Genomic DNA, 16195 nt, shown 5'->3' with positions numbered 1-16195 from the left:
ACGACAAAGATACAAAAGAAGTCTATATAATTAACTACCGAGTTCTAGGTATTGTTGCTGCAAGAATCTGTTTTTAACATTTGTTATTTTGCCAATGTTACAGATGGAATTCGTCTGCATCTTTCCATACCGGGAACTTCTCTCTGAATTGGTTGAGAGTGTTCAGATTAAGACTCACAGTAGCTATTCCTTCCTTTTCATCTGGAAATGAGCCGATTTCTTCTCCGAAAGCAGAATAAACTCTACTTCCTCCATTATATGTAAGCTGATATCCGTCTATACCCACCCTGTTGACACCGCATACATAGCATTGATTTTCCAAAGCACGCGCCCGGAGCAGAGTGTCCCAAACCAGACGGCGGGGGATAGGCCAGTTGGCTACATATATTAAAAGGTCGTACTCGTTGTTTACGTTCCGGCTCCATACAGGAAAACGGAGATCATAGCAAACCAACAGGCAGATATTCCATCCACGATAGGGGATGATAAGTCGTTTGTCACCGACCGAAAAATGTTCGGCTTCCCTTCCCATACGAAACAGGTGACGTTTGTCATAATAGAATTCTTCTCCTTCCGGTGTCAGGAAGAAGGCCCGATTATAGAACTGGTCGTTTTCAGTTGCTATATAACTTCCACAAATGGCTAGCTGAAATTGGGCAGCCCATTGTTTGAGTATTGTAATGGTTGCTCCGGAGTTCGGCTCTGCCAGCATTTTACTCTGCATGCTGAATCCGGTGGAAAACATCTCCGGTAAAACAACAATCTCCGTTATTCCACGAAGACTTTGCAGCTTTTCGTGGAGCAAACGGAGATTTTCTTGTTTATTTTCCCAAACAATATCGGTTTGTATGATAGAAATACGGATAGACTCCATGATAACTAAGTATTAAGTAATAAGTATTAAGTATTAAGCCGTGCGGATAAGTATATCAAAAGCTACGATTAATACTTAATACCTAATACTTAAATCATATTTCTCCAAGAGCAAAATTCTCCGGATGTTTTCCTTTGAAATCCTTGAAATAAAGTTTGATTTCTCTCATGTCCTTATTAATATCTCCTGACGGCATGATAGCTTTCGTTGCCGAAATCGTTTTCTTGCTGTAATCAATACCAATCAGGACGATAGGAACCTGTGCTTTCAAAGCTATAAAATAAAAACCTTTTTTCCAGTTTGGATTCGCTTTGCGGGTTCCTTCGGGAGTGATAGCCAAATTAAACTTTTTATATTTAGCAAAATTATGAACCATCTGATCTACTAGCGAAGTTTTTCGGCTACGGTCGACGGGAATTCCGCCAACTGCTTTGAAAAAAACTCCAAGTGGAAAGAAAAACCATTCTTTTTTCATCATGAAACTTGTCTTACGGCCTATAGCACCATAAAATAGTTTTCCAATAAATAAATCAAGGTTTGTTGTGTGTGGAGCGGCACATATCACGCATTTATCATAATTAGGCACCGTAACGTTTGTCTTCCATCCTAACAGGCGGTAATAGATAAAGCTATAAATTGCTTTTTTCATTCTGTTGTTAGTTCAATTTCCCTATAGCTTCAATAATCTCGTTTACCTTTGCATTAAAATCAGCACGGAATTTCTTATAAAAACCTTTCACGTTGCCCGGTTCTGTGTGGCTGATGCGAGTGACAAACTCATCCTGCATCTTCAGTACCTCTGCCATCAGTTCATCTGCTTTTACCTTGTCTGTGCCAGGGATAAACATACTGTTGATTAAACACTCGGTGAATAATTCTCCTGCGATATAGTTTACGTTCTTTTTGAGTTCTCTTCTACTTGCCATAATCTTTACATTTAATGGTGAATAATAAAAATACTTGCGGTAAAGATAGGCACTTTCTTTGATTCTAGCGAATAATATAGGGAAAAACATTATTCAGGCCTTCATCTTCTTAACTCTATCTCTTCATTTAAATAATTTCACAGGCTATTATTGATGGAATAACGGTTTGATTGTGATCCTGAATAGTATTTATATGATTTACTTGTTAATCTGCGTTTCAATAAATTCCTATTTAGTTCATTTCGGATCACTAATGAGTAATTTATTTAGTTCAACAGTTGATAGGGTAAGTCACTTACTTAACCAATGTTGGTTATGTATGAGCCAAATGTTATTTTTAGTGAAGCGGTAGCCCGAGAAATAATATAGAATTTACCTAACGGACAAACGTACGTTATCTACCGTGTGAATATCCGTTACTCACCGGACGAGCATCAACAACCTGCCGGACGAGAGTCGGTCATCTGCCGGACGAACAACTCATGAGGGACACGGGAATAGAAACGGCACCGACAAAGTGATCCGGACCGACAGCGGTAGCAACCAAAGCCATTTTCTCTGCCCTATATTATTGCTATTATTTATAACAGAAATAATACTTTTCTCTTCTCTACTTTACTCTACTGGTTTTCGTTGGCTTTTCCCCCTTTACTGGCAGGCGTTTCAGCGCTTTGTACAGCCCTCTTTGGATACCCTCGTTTTTGTATCGGTTTCACTTGTTTTCTCACCGAAGTACAAGAATAACTTTCACGTGAATGACGGTGTTTCTCTTATTTTTCTTTTTTATAATAGCTGCAATCATAAAGTAGGTTATTTTTGTTCTTTCTCTTAATTTATTGTATAATCTAAAATAACTAATGATGCAAAAAATTAATAAAAATGGATTTAGCCAATGTGCCGGAGCGTACATTGAGCGTTTGCGGAAAGAAGGGCGATATTCTACCGCTCATGTTTATAAGAATGCTCTTTTTTCTTTTAGTAAGTTTTGTGGAACATTGAACATATCGTTCAGGCAAGTCACGCGAGAATGTTTACGTTGCTATGGACAGCATCTTTACGAGTCCGGATTAAAGCTCAATACGATTTCTACTTATATGCGTATGCTTCGTAGTATCTACAATCGGGGAGTAGAAGCGGGAAGTGCCCCTTATGTTCCCCGGTTGTTTCATGATGTTTATACAGGCGTGGATATCCGGCAAAAGAAAGCATTGTCTGTGACCGAGTTACACAAACTTCTATATGAGGATCCGAAATCCGAACGTTTGCGTCGTACGCAGACGATTGCCGCTTTAATGTTTCAGTTTTGTGGAATGTCATTCGCAGATTTGGCGCATTTAGAGAAGTCGGCTTTAGACCGGAATGTGCTTCAATATAATCGTATCAAGACTAAAACACCAATGAGCCTGGAAATTCTCGAAAGTGCAAAGGAGATGATGAATCAGCTTCGAAGCAATAAACCTGCTCTTCCTGATTGTCCCGACTATTTATTCGATATTTTACATAGTGATAAGAAGCGAAAAGATGAAAAAGCATATAAGGAATATCAGTCTGCTCTTCGTAGATTTAATAATTGTTTGAAGGATTTGGCGAGAGCGTTGCGCTTAAATTCGCCTGTCACTTCATATACTTTCCGACATTCTTGGGCCACTACTGCCAAATACCGCGGAGTTTCTATTGAAATGATAAGTGAATCGTTGGGGCACAAATCTATTAAAACCACACAAATATATCTGAAAGGCTTTGGATTAAGAGAACGTACAGAAGTAAATAGAAAGAATTTATCTTACGTTAGAGATTGCAATGCAGGCAGGTGATATATAGACAAAACTTTAATAATCAGCATTTAAATGTATCTGTTACTTCTTAGGTAACGGAATCAAATATGACGCAAAGATAGACAAAAATATAAATAGCAAACAAATATTCTCCCATTTTTTTTCGTTTTATCTGATGCATACGGCAAAAAAAAATCCGAACATGAAATAATTATATCTTCATGCCCAATGATTTATATGTCCTGTTTTAAAAAGAATTTTCCCCTTCGCTAAAGGCAAAAGCTCTTCTCTCACTGTAATTGTCGATGTTTTTCTCTGTTCTCATTCCGGTTGGTCTCGATTGTGTGTTTACTGTTACCTAAGAAGTAACAGAATTATATAAGGTAAAAATAGTGGATTAATCAAAAAAGTTTTGAGAATATCTCTATTTAAAAGTATAACATACAAATAAAGATGAAACAAACTAAAGCGGCTTTTAGGAATAAGCCATTTATTTCGTTAAAAGGTAGTATTCTATTTCTGATACTCATTCCGATGAGCGGTCTGATTCATGCGCAATATTCCATGGGAACAACGGGGCAGTTGATGATACCTACCGCTGAAATGCAAGAGACCGGTACATTTACGGGAGGAGTCAATTTCTTACCAGAACAGGTTACTCCATCGGTTTTCAGTTTCCCTACCATGAACTATTTTGTAGATATGACTCTTTTCTCTTTTATCGAATTCACTTATCGGATGACATTACTCAAAATGACAACCGGCACAGGCAGAACGGGTTATCATAATCAGGACCGTTCTAATACGATTCGCATTCGTCCAATAAAAGAAAGCCGCTATTTTCCGGCTGTTGTGATTGGTGGAGATGATCTTTTGACTGAGAAGAAGACTCCATATTGGGGAGCTTATTATGGTGTGTTGACAAAGACTATCGGATTTCGTTCAGGAGATCAATTGGCTGTCACAGCCGGATGGTATATTCATCAAGGCGATTGCCGGGTATTTAATAAAGGACCTTTCGGAGGTGTCCGTTACACGCCTTCTTTTTGCAAAGAATTGAAATTGATGGTGGAATATGATACGCATGGATGGAATATGGGGGCTGCCATGCGCTTTTGGAAGCATTTGTCCGTCAATGTGTTTACTCGTGAATTTACGTGTGTTTCCGCTGGTCTGCGGTATGAATGTACATTAATACATTAAAAGAAGATGAAAAGGATTGTTAGTGTGACTGCTGTTTTTCTCTGTGGTATTTCTTTGTTACAGGCACAGCCAGTTCGTGTGAGTGAGACACTGAAAGAATTGGAAATGGAGAATATTTCAGTTGTGGAGAAAAGGGACACGATAACTGCGGCTTTTGAGACCTCTGCCTATAGAGGTATTTATAATGGAATCGGTATTGCTATACGCCATTTGGTTGCTATACCGGAAATACCGACTTTGCAGCTACTTATATTAGATAATGCCCTACCACAATTATGTATAACTATCCCTGCAGATTTGATTCAAAAATGTCAGTCCGGTGAATGTACGTTGGATGAAGTGTATCGTAAGATGGGGATGACTACTTCTACCGGAACTGCTGTGCGTCAGCTGAAAGGTGTAAAACGAAAAGAAAGTTCTTTCGGTAAGGTAGATTTTGTGATATATCCCAACGTGATGTTAGTCAATAATGTAACTTATAAGTTGTATAAGGCGGCACTCGAGTTGCAACCTGCCCTGGAAATGCAATTATGGAAAGGAGCTTCGCTACGGATGCAGGTTTCTTTGCCTATTGTAAGTAATGAAGATGGTAAGTGGAACTGCGTTCGCTTGGGATTCATGGCTTTGCGTCAGGATTTTCGCTTGGCTAACCATTGGAAAGGATACCTCACTGGCGGTAGTTTCTCTAATGACCGTCAGGGACTTGCTGCAGGAATCGGCTATTTTTCAGCAAACGGCAGGTGGACGGTAGAAGGTGGAGGAGGAATTACCGGTTCTTCCCATTTCTATGGCAGTGACTGGAAAATGAGTAAGTGGAAAAGAGTCAATGGACAGATTAGCGTAGGATATTATGTGCCGGAAGTGAATACCTTGGTGAAAGTAGAAGGGGCCCGCTTTATTTATGGAGATTATGGAGTACGCGGAACTCTTTCACGCTATTTCGGCGAATATATTGTAGGTATATATGGTATGTACACAGATGGAGCAACGAATGCAGGGTTTAATTTCTCTATTCCATTACCGGGAAAGAAACGCAGGCGACATCTGCTACGGGTGATGCTTCCCGAATATTTTGCTTTTCAGTATGATATGCGTAGCGGGAATGAATACGCTCATCGTTCATTGGGCGAAAGTTATAGTGTTGAACCTAAGTCGGCAGAGAATTCACACTTCTGGCAGCCGGATTATATTCGATATTATTTGATTAGAACGAGTGAGAAGTGAAACATGATTGATATTTAAACTAGTATTTTTAACAAATTTGAACATTATGAAAAGTGTAAAATGGTTTTATGTGGGTGCCATGGCGATAGCCTTGGGTATGTTAACTTTTGCGACAGTAGCCTGTCACGATGATGATGACGATCCGAAACCGGCAGAAGGGGAAGTTGTTGAAACTCCGAAACCGGTTGTAGAGTATTACATTATGGGGACGGTGACTTCCGGAGGAGCAGCAATGGATGGGGCAAAGGTAAAAGTGGGTAGTAAAAATTACACAACCGACTCGAATGGTAAGTTCTCTGTTACAGAAAGTGCTACAGGTACTTATAGTATTGAAGCGTCTTCTAATGGATATCTTTCACAGAAAACGTCAGTTGTCATTGCAAATAATGCAGAGAATCGTAGTGTGGTAACGGTAGCTCTGGCTTTGACAAAGGAGAGTCCGAAAACTGCTGTGTCAATAGAGGCTACAGGAGAAACTAAAGTAGAGGATAATAGTGAATCGAATCAGGCAATTGAAAAGCCGGGAGAAGTTGCTCCGGAAGAAGTGGTAGAGGATAAACCGCTCGTGAAAGTCGAACTGACAATACCGGAAGATGCAATTGAGGCATCTCAACAACAAGCAGGAATTGTTGAAGATGGTAAAGTCAACATTAGTGTGACAACCTTTGTTCCTGCTCCTGAAGAAGTAACTACTGAAGTAAAGGCAGAGGACGTGAATAGAGATGTACCTAAAAGCATACCTTTAGCTGCTGCTAAATTTGAACCGTCTGGTTTGAAATTTAAGAAGTCTGTTACGATTTCTATTCCTAATCCTATCCCTGGAATAACATTCGCTGATGCTGATATGATACTTACTTATCAGAATCCAAATACAGGAGAATGGGGGGATGCAAAAGATAATAATGGAAATGTAATTAAAAATATATCTTCTACTACAGAAAGTGGAGCTGTCACTGCATATACAGCCGAAGTCGATCACTTCTCTGCTTATGCTATAGAGAATAAAGTATATAGCAAGATTAGTAATGAAACTGTGACAACTAATATTCTAGGACAAGCTAGTCGTGATAATAGCGAGAATGCTAAAGCGGTGGCTGGCATTGAACTGAAATATAAGGAAAAGTCTGGTTGGGACTATGATAAGAATGATGCTGGTCTTGTTGCTGAAGTTAAATCGCAATTAGGAGCTGGTGCTAGTGCTGAAGATACAAAAACGGTGAATGCAATGGTTGCTTTTATGAAAACTCGTATGTTCTCATTAATGGGATCGGTATCTGGCATTACGGAAACTGAACGTGTTTATAACACTGTAAATGTAAACGGATATACTACCATGAGTTATACTTGCTATGCAAAAGTCCGTACTACCACGTTGACGGCTAATGTAAAGTTTAAGGGTACTGCAAAGTCTGTTTCGATTACAGCAACTCGTTATACCGGTACGGACCATCAATATAAAACGGTTACTTATAATCCGACACATAGCGGTGGTAAGGGTGGTAGTATCTAAGATGTTTTATAGTAAGGGGCTTAGATTCATTTGTAGCATTGAATCCCTGCCTTAGTCGATTAGAAAAAAGTACAGAGGTACTTCTTTACCTAATTGGCCCCATGCATCAGATTTTATTTTGATGCACATTTCCCCAAATATCAACTGTCTGTGAAGATCGTTGATATGACTTTGATACCGTTTGTCAAGTTGATGGCAGTATAATAAGTTTTTAATTATTCATTTTAAGATAAAACCCTTTTGAATATGCTCCTTTTCCAATAAACCCTTTGGGGCATGTTCATATAGAGTATAGAAGGAGGAGGTCACTGTGAAGCGGTCTCCTCTTTTGCTTTTCGAAAATACTGTATTACATTAGAAGTAATACCCTAAATTCACAAAGCAACTTCCTTTGTCCGTCTGATTGGAATATCCCAATGATATTTCCAATGGCCCGAAGATACTGTCCATTCCATAGCCTGCACTGATACCGAATAATTGCTTGCCTTTCAATATATCGAAGAAATTACTATCTGTTAGTCCGTAGTTACCCGTCAGTGTAAGATAATGAATGGCTCCCATGCGTTGTCTGAACTTAATAGATGCAATCATAATGGTGTTATCCATCAATTCCAGATTGGTAACCCCGGCAAATGGTAATTGCTGTGGAATATAGAAACCAGGTACGTCACCGCCAATGGCATTTTGCAGCGGGTAGGGAAAATCTCTTCCGATCAGGATACGTCCATAAATGGAAGGAATGATAGAGAAACGGCGGGTTACAGGAATGACGCTTGCCCACGAAGCATTCAGTGCTGAAAATGGAGCGTGTTCGTTGTATTGTGCCATATTATCCGTATAGAGTGAATAGGCGGCTCTGAAGTCACTTCCTTTAGAAGGGAAACGTCCTTTATCATAGGTATTATATTGCACTTGGGCAAAATAACTTAGAAAGTGTTCGGATTCTACTTTCAGGTCGGAAATTTCAGGTTTCTTGAACAAGAAATCTTTGTATTTGTAATATTCAAAACGAAGACCGAGTCCGAAACGGAAATTCTTGTACCATACATCAGAGAAGCCGAATTCGGCCAGATGATATTTGTAAGTTGTATTATAGGCACGGTCGCCTTCCTCGTAAATATTGATATCATTGTATTGGAACATATACGAGAAGTTGAAATTACGCTGTTGCATTGGTTCCAGCGTATAGTCTATGCGGGCAGCATATCGTTTACCCAACCGACCGGTAAGAGCCAGGCGGGAAGGAATACGAGTTTTGAGGTCTGCTGTTGCATTGACCAACAAAGATGCGATCTCTTCCGAATCGAAACGGATGCCCAGGTTGATTCTTCTTTCATATTTTTCCTGTAACAGGAAGTTGAGGTGATAACCTTCAGGTGTCTCTTTCAACGTATAACTGGCACTGGAGTAGGACTGACTGCCACGTAACTGATACAGGGCCTGTTCTATTTGTTGAGTGGAAATATCGCTGTTTTCTTTCAGATTACATTTCTTCATCAACCATTTTTTATCATCCACCTCTACACCGGAAAATGAGATGTCCGTCACATAAACCGTACGCGCATTAGAAAGAGAAGAATAAGGACCATGTTGTTTCGGGGTATAATCTTCGGCTATTCCTATTTTCTTTTTCAAAGCAAGCAATGAACCCCATTGGGCTTTTGCTGCTTCTTCGCCTCTACGCATCAGGGTATCAATGGCGGCTGGAGTAAAACTGGCGGATGAATATCCATCTACATTGACACGGATATAGGTATCTGTGAGATCTACATTTTTTTCATGGTTAGACTGACAGGTGATATCTACAATTTGTCCCAGAATGTCGGGGACGCTATTGAGCTTGTCAGCCTTCTTCAGAGCATTCTGTACGTCTACTCCGATAATAATATCGGCCCCCATGGCTTTCACAACATCTGCCGGATAGTTGTTTACAATGCCACCGTCCACTAATACCATACTGTCTTGCCGTACCGGAGTAAATACACCGGGGATAGCCATACTGGCACGCATGGCAGTAGAGAGTATTCCGTCATGGAATACAATTTGTTCTCCATTAACAACATTGGCTGCTACACAGGCAAAAGGAATGGGAAGTTTATTAAAGTCGATAGAGTCATGATACCCTACGGTAAGGTCTGAAAATAGATTAGCCAGATTCTGTCCTTTCATGATTCCTCCGGTAGCGGCATCTTTGGGAGTTTTGGTGAAAGGAATAGAGACTGTATATTTTTCAGATCGCTCACGATCTGTTAATGACATGGCACTTCTTTTGATACGGTCACTCAATAGGAATGTCCAATCTTGTTTTCGTACCATGCTATCCAATTGTTCCGGAGTATAACCGATGGCATAAAGACCGCCTACGATAGCTCCCATGCTGGTGCCGGCTATATAATCAATAGGAATTCCGGCTTCTTCGATCACTTGCAGTGCTTTGATGTGTGCCATTCCTTTAGCACCGCCGCCGCTTAGAACGACACCTACCTTTTTTCTTTGTTCCTGAGAATGCAAAGAAAAAGGCAATAAGATGCCAATTGATAAAACTAATGTTGAAAAGATTTGTTTTTTCATTAGGACATGGTCTAGTATTGATGTTTAATATAATACAAATGTAGAGCATAATTTGTTTAGTTGTTGAAATGGGAATTAAAAAAAATGTTCCAAAAGTCGGAAATGTGGATAATTCCTACATTTTATCTGGTGGATTCTACATTTCTACATTTCTTAAGGCAAAATATAATAGACTGAATACCAGTAAATAATAGGTGTAATGAATTTTGGCATACTAATTGCAAGAAAGAGTATAGAACAAACATAAGTTAAATTAAATAATAAGATTCGATATGAGATTATTCTTTTCGAAACATGAGTTGAAACTGAGGAGAAAGAGAACCATTGCTGCTATTATATGTGTGGTACTTGTGTTGGGTGTGTATTGGATACTGACCCGACCTCAGAAGGCTGCGCCGGAAATGCCGACAGTCATTGTAGAACCGGTAGTGAAAGATGATGTAGAGATATACGGGGAGTATGTAGGGCGTATTCGTGCCCAACAGTTCGTCGAAGTCCGTGCCCGGGTGGAAGGCTATCTGGAAAATATGCTTTTTGCCGAAGGTACATATGTCAATAAGAATCAGGTTTTGTTTGTCATTAATCAGGACCAGTATCGTGCCAAAGCTGATAAGGCCAGAGCGCAGTTGAAAAAAGACGAAGCGCAGGCTTTGAAGGCGGAGCGTGATTTAAAACGTATCCGTCCGTTGTTTGAGCAGAATGCTGCAAGCCAGTTGGATTTGGATAATGCGGAAGCTGCTTATGAAAGTGCTGAGGCAACGGTAGCCATGAGTGAGGCGGATTTGGCACAGGCTGAATTGGAGCTGGGCTACACCATTGTCCGTTCGCCTTTGTCGGGACACATTAGTGAAAGAAATGTGGATTTGGGTACGTTAGTGGGACCCGGGGGAAAATCATTGCTTGCTACTATTGTGAAGAGTGATACGGTGTTGGTTGATTTTAGTATGACGGCACTCGATTATCTGAAGAGTAAAGAAAGAAATATTAATTTGGGACAGCAGGATTCTACCCGTTCCTGGCAGCCCAATATTACCATAACATTGGCAGATAACACAGTCTATCCATTCAAAGGATACGTGGATTTTGCCGAACCCCAGGTGGATCCTCAAACCGGCACTTTCTCTGTACGTGCAGAAATGCCTAATCCGAAACAAGTATTGTTGCCGGGACAGTTTACAAAGGTGAAATTGTTGCTGGATGTTCGTGAAGGAGCACTCGTTGTTCCAATGAAAGCCGTTACCATCGAAAAGGGTGGAGCATATATTTATACCATGCGCAGGGATAATGCAGTAGAGAAACGTTTTATCGAATTAGGACCGGAAGTCGGGAATAATGTGGTGGTAGAAAGAGGATTGGCAGAAGGAGAAATGGTAGTTGTAGAAGGGTTCCATAAGTTGACTCCGGGTATGAAAGTACGGGTGAGCCAACCGGATGCAGAAGCCCAGGATAGTATAACTGCGACAAAAAATGAAGTGGCCGGGGCGAAAGAAAATGTTACCGGAACGAAGGATAACGCGAAAGGAGAATAAACGATGAAAGTTACTTTTTTTATAGATAGGCCGGTCTTTTCGGCTGTAATCTCCATCGTGATTGTGATTGTCGGTATTATTGGTCTGACGATGCTTCCGGTGGATCAATACCCGCAGATTACTCCTCCGGTGGTGAAGATTAGTGCTTCTTATCCGGGTGCGAGTGCACTTACTGTATCACAGGCAGTAGCTACCCCGATTGAGCAGGAAATCAATGGTACTCCGGGGATGCTTTATATGGAATCAAATAGTTCTAACTCCGGAGGTTTTTCGGCAACAGTTACTTTTGATGTATCTGCTGATCCGGATTTGGCAGCTGTTGAGATTCAGAATCGTGTGAAACTGGCAGAATCCCGTTTGCCGGCGGAAGTGATTCAGAATGGTATTTCGGTAGAAAAACAGGCTCCCAGTCAGTTGATGACGCTTTGTTTGACTTCTACCGACCCAAAGTTCGATGAGATTTACTTGAGTAACTTTGCTACCATCAATGTGCTCGATGTGATTCGCCGTATTCCCGGAGTGGGACGTGTATCCAATATCGGTAGCCGTTATTATGCCATGCAGATATGGGCGCAGCCGGATAAGCTGGCAAACTTCGGACTGACCGTACAGGATTTGCAGAATGCATTGAAAGATCAGAATCGTGAATCAGCAGCGGGTGTGCTGGGACAACAGCCTGTACAAGGATTGGATATCACGATTCCTATCACGACACAGGGACGTCTTTCCACTGTAGGACAATTTGAAGATATCGTAGTACGTGCCAATGCGAATGGTTCTATCATTCGATTGAAAGATGTGGCACGTGTATCGCTGGAAGCTTCTTCGTATAATACAGAGAGTGGTATCAACGGTGAAAATGCTGCCGTGCTTGGTATTTATATGTTACCGGGTGCCAATGCGATGGAAGTGGCCGAGAGGGTAAAAGAGGCAATGGATGAGATTAGTAAGAACTTTCCGGAGGGATTGAGCTATGAGATTCCGTTCGATATGACGACTTATATTTCCGAATCTATCCATGAAGTATATAAGACGTTGTTTGAAGCGTTGGTATTGGTGGTTCTGGTAGTTTATTTATCCTTGCAGAGCTGGCGTGCAACGTTGATTCCGGTAGTGGCGGTGCCTATTTCATTGATCGGTACTTTCGGATTCATGTTGATTTTCGGTTTCTCATTGAATATCCTGACATTGCTCGGATTGATCCTTGCGATCGGTATTGTGGTGGATGATGCGATTGTGGTGGTGGAAGGTGTGGAACATATCATGGAAACGGAGCACCTAAGTCCTTATGAAGCTACGAAAAAAGCGATGAACGGACTTGCCAGTGCTTTGATTGCCACTTCGCTGGTATTGGCGGCTGTGTTCGTCCCGGTTAGCTTTTTAAGTGGGATTACAGGACAGTTGTATCGCCAGTTTACGGTGACAATTGTAGTATCCGTGCTTATTTCTACGGTCGTGGCTCTGACATTGAGTCCGGTGATGTGTTCGCTGATTCTGAAACCGGATAGCGGGAAGAAAAAGAATATCGTTTTCCGGAAGATTAATGAATGGCTGGGTATCGGTAGTAATAAGTATGTAGCTGCCGTAACTCGTACAATTAAGCATCCTCGTCGAGTTTTGAGTGCTTTTGGTATGGTGTTGATTGCTATCATGTTGATTCATCGCATTATTCCGACCAGTTTCTTACCTGTGGAAGATCAGGGATATTTCAAGATTGAATTGGAACTGCCGGAAGGGGCTACTCTGGAACGTACCCGTATCGTGACAGAGCGTGCCATTGCTTATCTGGAAAAGAACCCGTACATTGAGTATATACAGAATGTAACGGGAAGTAGTCCGCGTGTCGGAAGTAACCAGGGACGTGCAGAACTGACAGTGATCCTGAAACCTTGGGAGGAACGGAAGAGTACCACTATTGAAAAGATCATGCATACGGTAGAGAAACATCTTGAAGAATATCCGGAATGTAAAGTCTATCTGTCCACTCCTCCGGTTATTCCGGGGCTCGGTAGTTCGGGAGGTTTTGAGATGCAGCTGGAAGCTCGTGGAGAAGCCACTTTTGATAATTTGGTAGACGCGACAGATACATTAATGTACTACGCATCCAAACGCAAAGAGTTGGCGGGCTTGTCATCTTCTTTGCAGTCGGAAATCCCACAACTCTATTTTGATGTGGATCGAGACAAAGTGAAGATGCTGGGTGTACCTTTGGCTGATGTGTTTTCTACCATGAAGGCTTATACCGGTTCGGTTTATGTGAACGACTTTAATATGTTCAACCGTATATATAAGGTTTATATTCAGGCAGAAGCTCCTTATCGCGAACACAAAGACAATATTAATTTGTTTTTTGTGAAAGCCTCCAATGGAGCGATGGTACCATTGACTTCTCTGGGAAATGCATCATATACCACAGGACCGGGAAGTATCAAACGTTTCAATATGTTTACTACGGCCGTTATTCGTGGAGCAGCTGCGCAAGGATATAGTTCCGGACAGGCGATGGAGATCATGGAACAGATTGCCCGCGATCATCTTCCCGATAATATCGGACTGGAATGGAGCGGCCTTTCCTATCAGGAGAAGCAGGCGGGAGGTCAGACAGGTATGGTGATGGCACTGGTATTCTTGTTCGTTTTTCTTTTCCTTGCCGCACAATATGAAAGTTGGACAGTGCCTATTGCCGTGTTGCTTTCTTTACCTGTGGCAGCTTTGGGAGCCTATTTGGGAGTCTGGGGTTGCGGATTGGAAAACGATGTCTATTTCCAGATTGGCTTAGTTATGTTGGTCGGACTTGCCGCTAAGAATGCAATTTTGATTGTAGAGTTCGCAAAGGTGCAGGTAGATAAAGGTGAAGACTTGGTGCAATCGGCCATATACGCAGCCAAATTGCGTTTCCGTCCGATTCTGATGACCTCTCTTGCCTTTGTGCTCGGTATGCTTCCGATGGTACTGGCAAGTGGTCCGGGTTCGGCAAGCCGGCAGGCAATCGGTACAGGTGTATTTTTCGGAATGATATTTGCCATCGTATTTGGTATCATTCTTGTGCCGTTCTTCTTTGTGATGGTGTATAAAACAAAGTCGAAAATCTTAAAACATAAGAAATAATGAAACGAAAGAAACTATATATTGCTATCCTGTTACTTGCCGGAGTACTGACTTCCTGCAAGGTAGGGAAAAGCTATGTCCGTCCTGATCTTCATTTACCCGACAGCTTGGAAAGATCACAGGATTCGGTCAGCTTCGGTGACCAGGACTGGAGGGATATTTATGCGGATGCTACATTGAGAAGTCTGATAGAGCGTGCGCTGGATCATAATAAAGATATGCTGATTGCTGCTGCCCGTGTGAAAGAAATGGCTGCACAGAAACGAATTTCTACGGCTGCATTGCTTCCGGATATTAAAGGAAAAGTGACAGGGGAACGCGAACTCGAGAATCATGGAGGAGATGCTTTCAAGAGATCGGATACCTTTGAAGCACAATTCCTCGTTTCGTGGGAAGTCGATCTTTGGGGAAATCTGCGTTGGGCGCGTTCGGCCAGCATTGCCGAGTATCTGCAATCTATTGAAGCACAACGTGCATTGCAGATGACGATTGTGGCTGAAGTGGCACAGGCTTACTATGAACTGGTAGCTTTGGATACAGAACTTGATATTGTCAAACAGACATTGAAAGCCCGTGAAGAAGGAGTGCGCCTGGCACGTATCCGGTTTGCCGGCGGATTGACTTCCGAGACTTCCTATCGACAGGCACAAGTGGAGTTGGCACGTACGGCCACTCTGGTTCCTGACTTGGAACGTAAAATCTCCCTGAAAGAGAACGATATTGCTTATCTTGCGGGTGAATATCCTAATAAGATAGCCCGTTCCCGTTTGCTTCAGGAGTTTAACTCTCCGGAAACACTTCCTGTAGGGTTGCCGTCTACTTTGTTGGAACGCCGTCCCGACATTCGTCAGGCAGAGCAGAAATTGATTGCTGCCAATGCAAAAGTAGGAGTGGCCTATACAAATATGTTCCCACGTCTTGCCCTGACAGGCGGTTTCGGTAGTGAAAGTACTTCTTTGTCGGAACTTCTAAAATCTCCCTATGCAGTGATGGAAGGAGCTTTATTAACTCCTATCTTTGGTTGGGGAAAGAACCGTGCGGCATTGAAAGCGAAAAAGGCTGCTTATGAGGCTGAAGTACATAGTTATGAGAAATCCGTACTGGAAGCTTTCAAGGAAACACGTAATGCGATTGTCAACTTCAACAAGATTAAGGAAGTGTACGAACTTCGTGCCAATCTGGAACGTTCAGCCAAGAGCTACATGGACCTGGCACAATTACAGTACATCAATGGAGTCATCAACTATCTGGATGTGTTGGATGCCCAACGTGGATACTTTGATGCCCAAATCGGATTGAGTAATGCCATTCGTGACGAGTTGATTGCGGTGGTTCAACTTTATAAGGCTCTTGGCGGAGGCTGGGAGCAGAATCCCTAGAATTATATTATAAATTAGCTCGCTGAAGAAAACGTAAAGGCTATCTCCTACGTCGGGAGATAGCCTTAATTTTTCTTTCTTCTTTCTTTTGTCTTA

11 protein-coding genes are annotated in these 16195 nt (G+C 41.7%); 7 read left to right on the top strand and 4 right to left on the bottom strand.

Annotated elements, in window-relative coordinates:
• Nucleotides 1-97: 97 nt before the first annotated feature.
• The 3 genes from BSCG_RS23460 to BSCG_RS23470 form a co-directional block, all read right to left on the bottom strand.
• Nucleotides 98-874 (bottom strand): amidohydrolase, encoded by a 777-nt coding sequence (locus BSCG_RS23460; RefSeq protein WP_004297370.1) that lies wholly within the window; start codon nucleotides 872-874, stop codon nucleotides 98-100.
• A gap of 94 nt (nucleotides 875-968) precedes the next feature.
• The gene (locus tag BSCG_RS23465; RefSeq protein WP_004312020.1) at nucleotides 969-1523 is read right to left on the bottom strand and encodes a 1-acyl-sn-glycerol-3-phosphate acyltransferase; all 555 of its coding nucleotides are present in this window, start codon (nucleotides 1521-1523) and stop codon (nucleotides 969-971) included.
• Between the two features lie 7 nt (nucleotides 1524-1530).
• Entirely contained in the window at nucleotides 1531-1800 is a 270-nt protein-coding gene (locus tag BSCG_RS23470; RefSeq protein WP_004306027.1) for a hypothetical protein, read from the bottom strand.
• An 860-nt stretch (nucleotides 1801-2660) separates the two neighbouring features.
• Here BSCG_RS23470 and BSCG_RS23475 point away from each other — a divergent pair.
• From BSCG_RS23475 to BSCG_RS23490, 4 genes are all read left to right on the top strand, one after another.
• Nucleotides 2661-3614 carry a tyrosine-type DNA invertase cluster 3b gene (locus tag BSCG_RS23475; protein WP_004312018.1) on the top strand — a complete coding sequence of 318 codons (954 nt, stop codon included), beginning with the start codon at nucleotides 2661-2663 and terminating at the stop codon, nucleotides 3612-3614.
• A 414-nt stretch (nucleotides 3615-4028) separates the two neighbouring features.
• Nucleotides 4029-4778 carry a YjbH domain-containing protein gene (locus BSCG_RS23480; protein WP_004297375.1) on the top strand — a complete coding sequence of 250 codons (750 nt, stop codon included), beginning with the start codon at nucleotides 4029-4031 and terminating at the stop codon, nucleotides 4776-4778.
• Between the two features lie 6 nt (nucleotides 4779-4784).
• Entirely contained in the window at nucleotides 4785-6002 is a 1218-nt protein-coding gene (locus BSCG_RS23485) for a hypothetical protein (RefSeq protein ID WP_004312016.1), read from the top strand.
• 46 nt (nucleotides 6003-6048) lie between these two features.
• Nucleotides 6049-7512 carry a carboxypeptidase-like regulatory domain-containing protein gene (locus BSCG_RS23490; RefSeq protein WP_004297377.1) on the top strand — a complete coding sequence of 488 codons (1464 nt, stop codon included), beginning with the start codon at nucleotides 6049-6051 and terminating at the stop codon, nucleotides 7510-7512.
• A gap of 354 nt (nucleotides 7513-7866) precedes the next feature.
• Here BSCG_RS23490 and BSCG_RS23495 read toward each other — a convergent pair whose 3' ends face one another.
• Nucleotides 7867-10083, bottom strand: a complete 2217-nt coding sequence (locus BSCG_RS23495) for a patatin-like phospholipase family protein (RefSeq protein WP_004297378.1) — start codon at nucleotides 10081-10083, stop codon at nucleotides 7867-7869.
• 272 nt (nucleotides 10084-10355) lie between these two features.
• Here BSCG_RS23495 and BSCG_RS23500 point away from each other — a divergent pair, with 272 nt between their 5' ends.
• Genes BSCG_RS23500 through BSCG_RS23510 form a run of 3 tightly spaced genes read left to right on the top strand, consistent with a single transcriptional unit; the run spans nucleotide 10356 to nucleotide 16099 of the window.
• Entirely contained in the window at nucleotides 10356-11612 is a 1257-nt protein-coding gene (locus BSCG_RS23500; protein ID WP_004297379.1) for an efflux RND transporter periplasmic adaptor subunit, read from the top strand.
• Between the two features lie 3 nt (nucleotides 11613-11615).
• Nucleotides 11616-14720, top strand: a complete 3105-nt coding sequence (locus tag BSCG_RS23505; protein ID WP_008774903.1) for an efflux RND transporter permease subunit — start codon at nucleotides 11616-11618, stop codon at nucleotides 14718-14720.
• Entirely contained in the window at nucleotides 14720-16099 is a 1380-nt protein-coding gene (locus BSCG_RS23510) for an efflux transporter outer membrane subunit (RefSeq protein WP_008774902.1), read from the top strand. Before BSCG_RS23505 ends, BSCG_RS23510 begins: the two co-directional genes overlap by 1 nt.
• Nucleotides 16100-16195 lie beyond the last annotated feature (96 nt).

Origin of the sequence: Bacteroides sp. 2_2_4 (genome assembly GCF_000157055.1) — a bacterium.
GTDB lineage: Bacteria > Bacteroidota > Bacteroidia > Bacteroidales > Bacteroidaceae > Bacteroides > Bacteroides ovatus.
The sequence above is the reverse complement of the archived record's forward strand: the minus strand, read 5'-3'. Positions and strand labels throughout refer to the sequence as shown.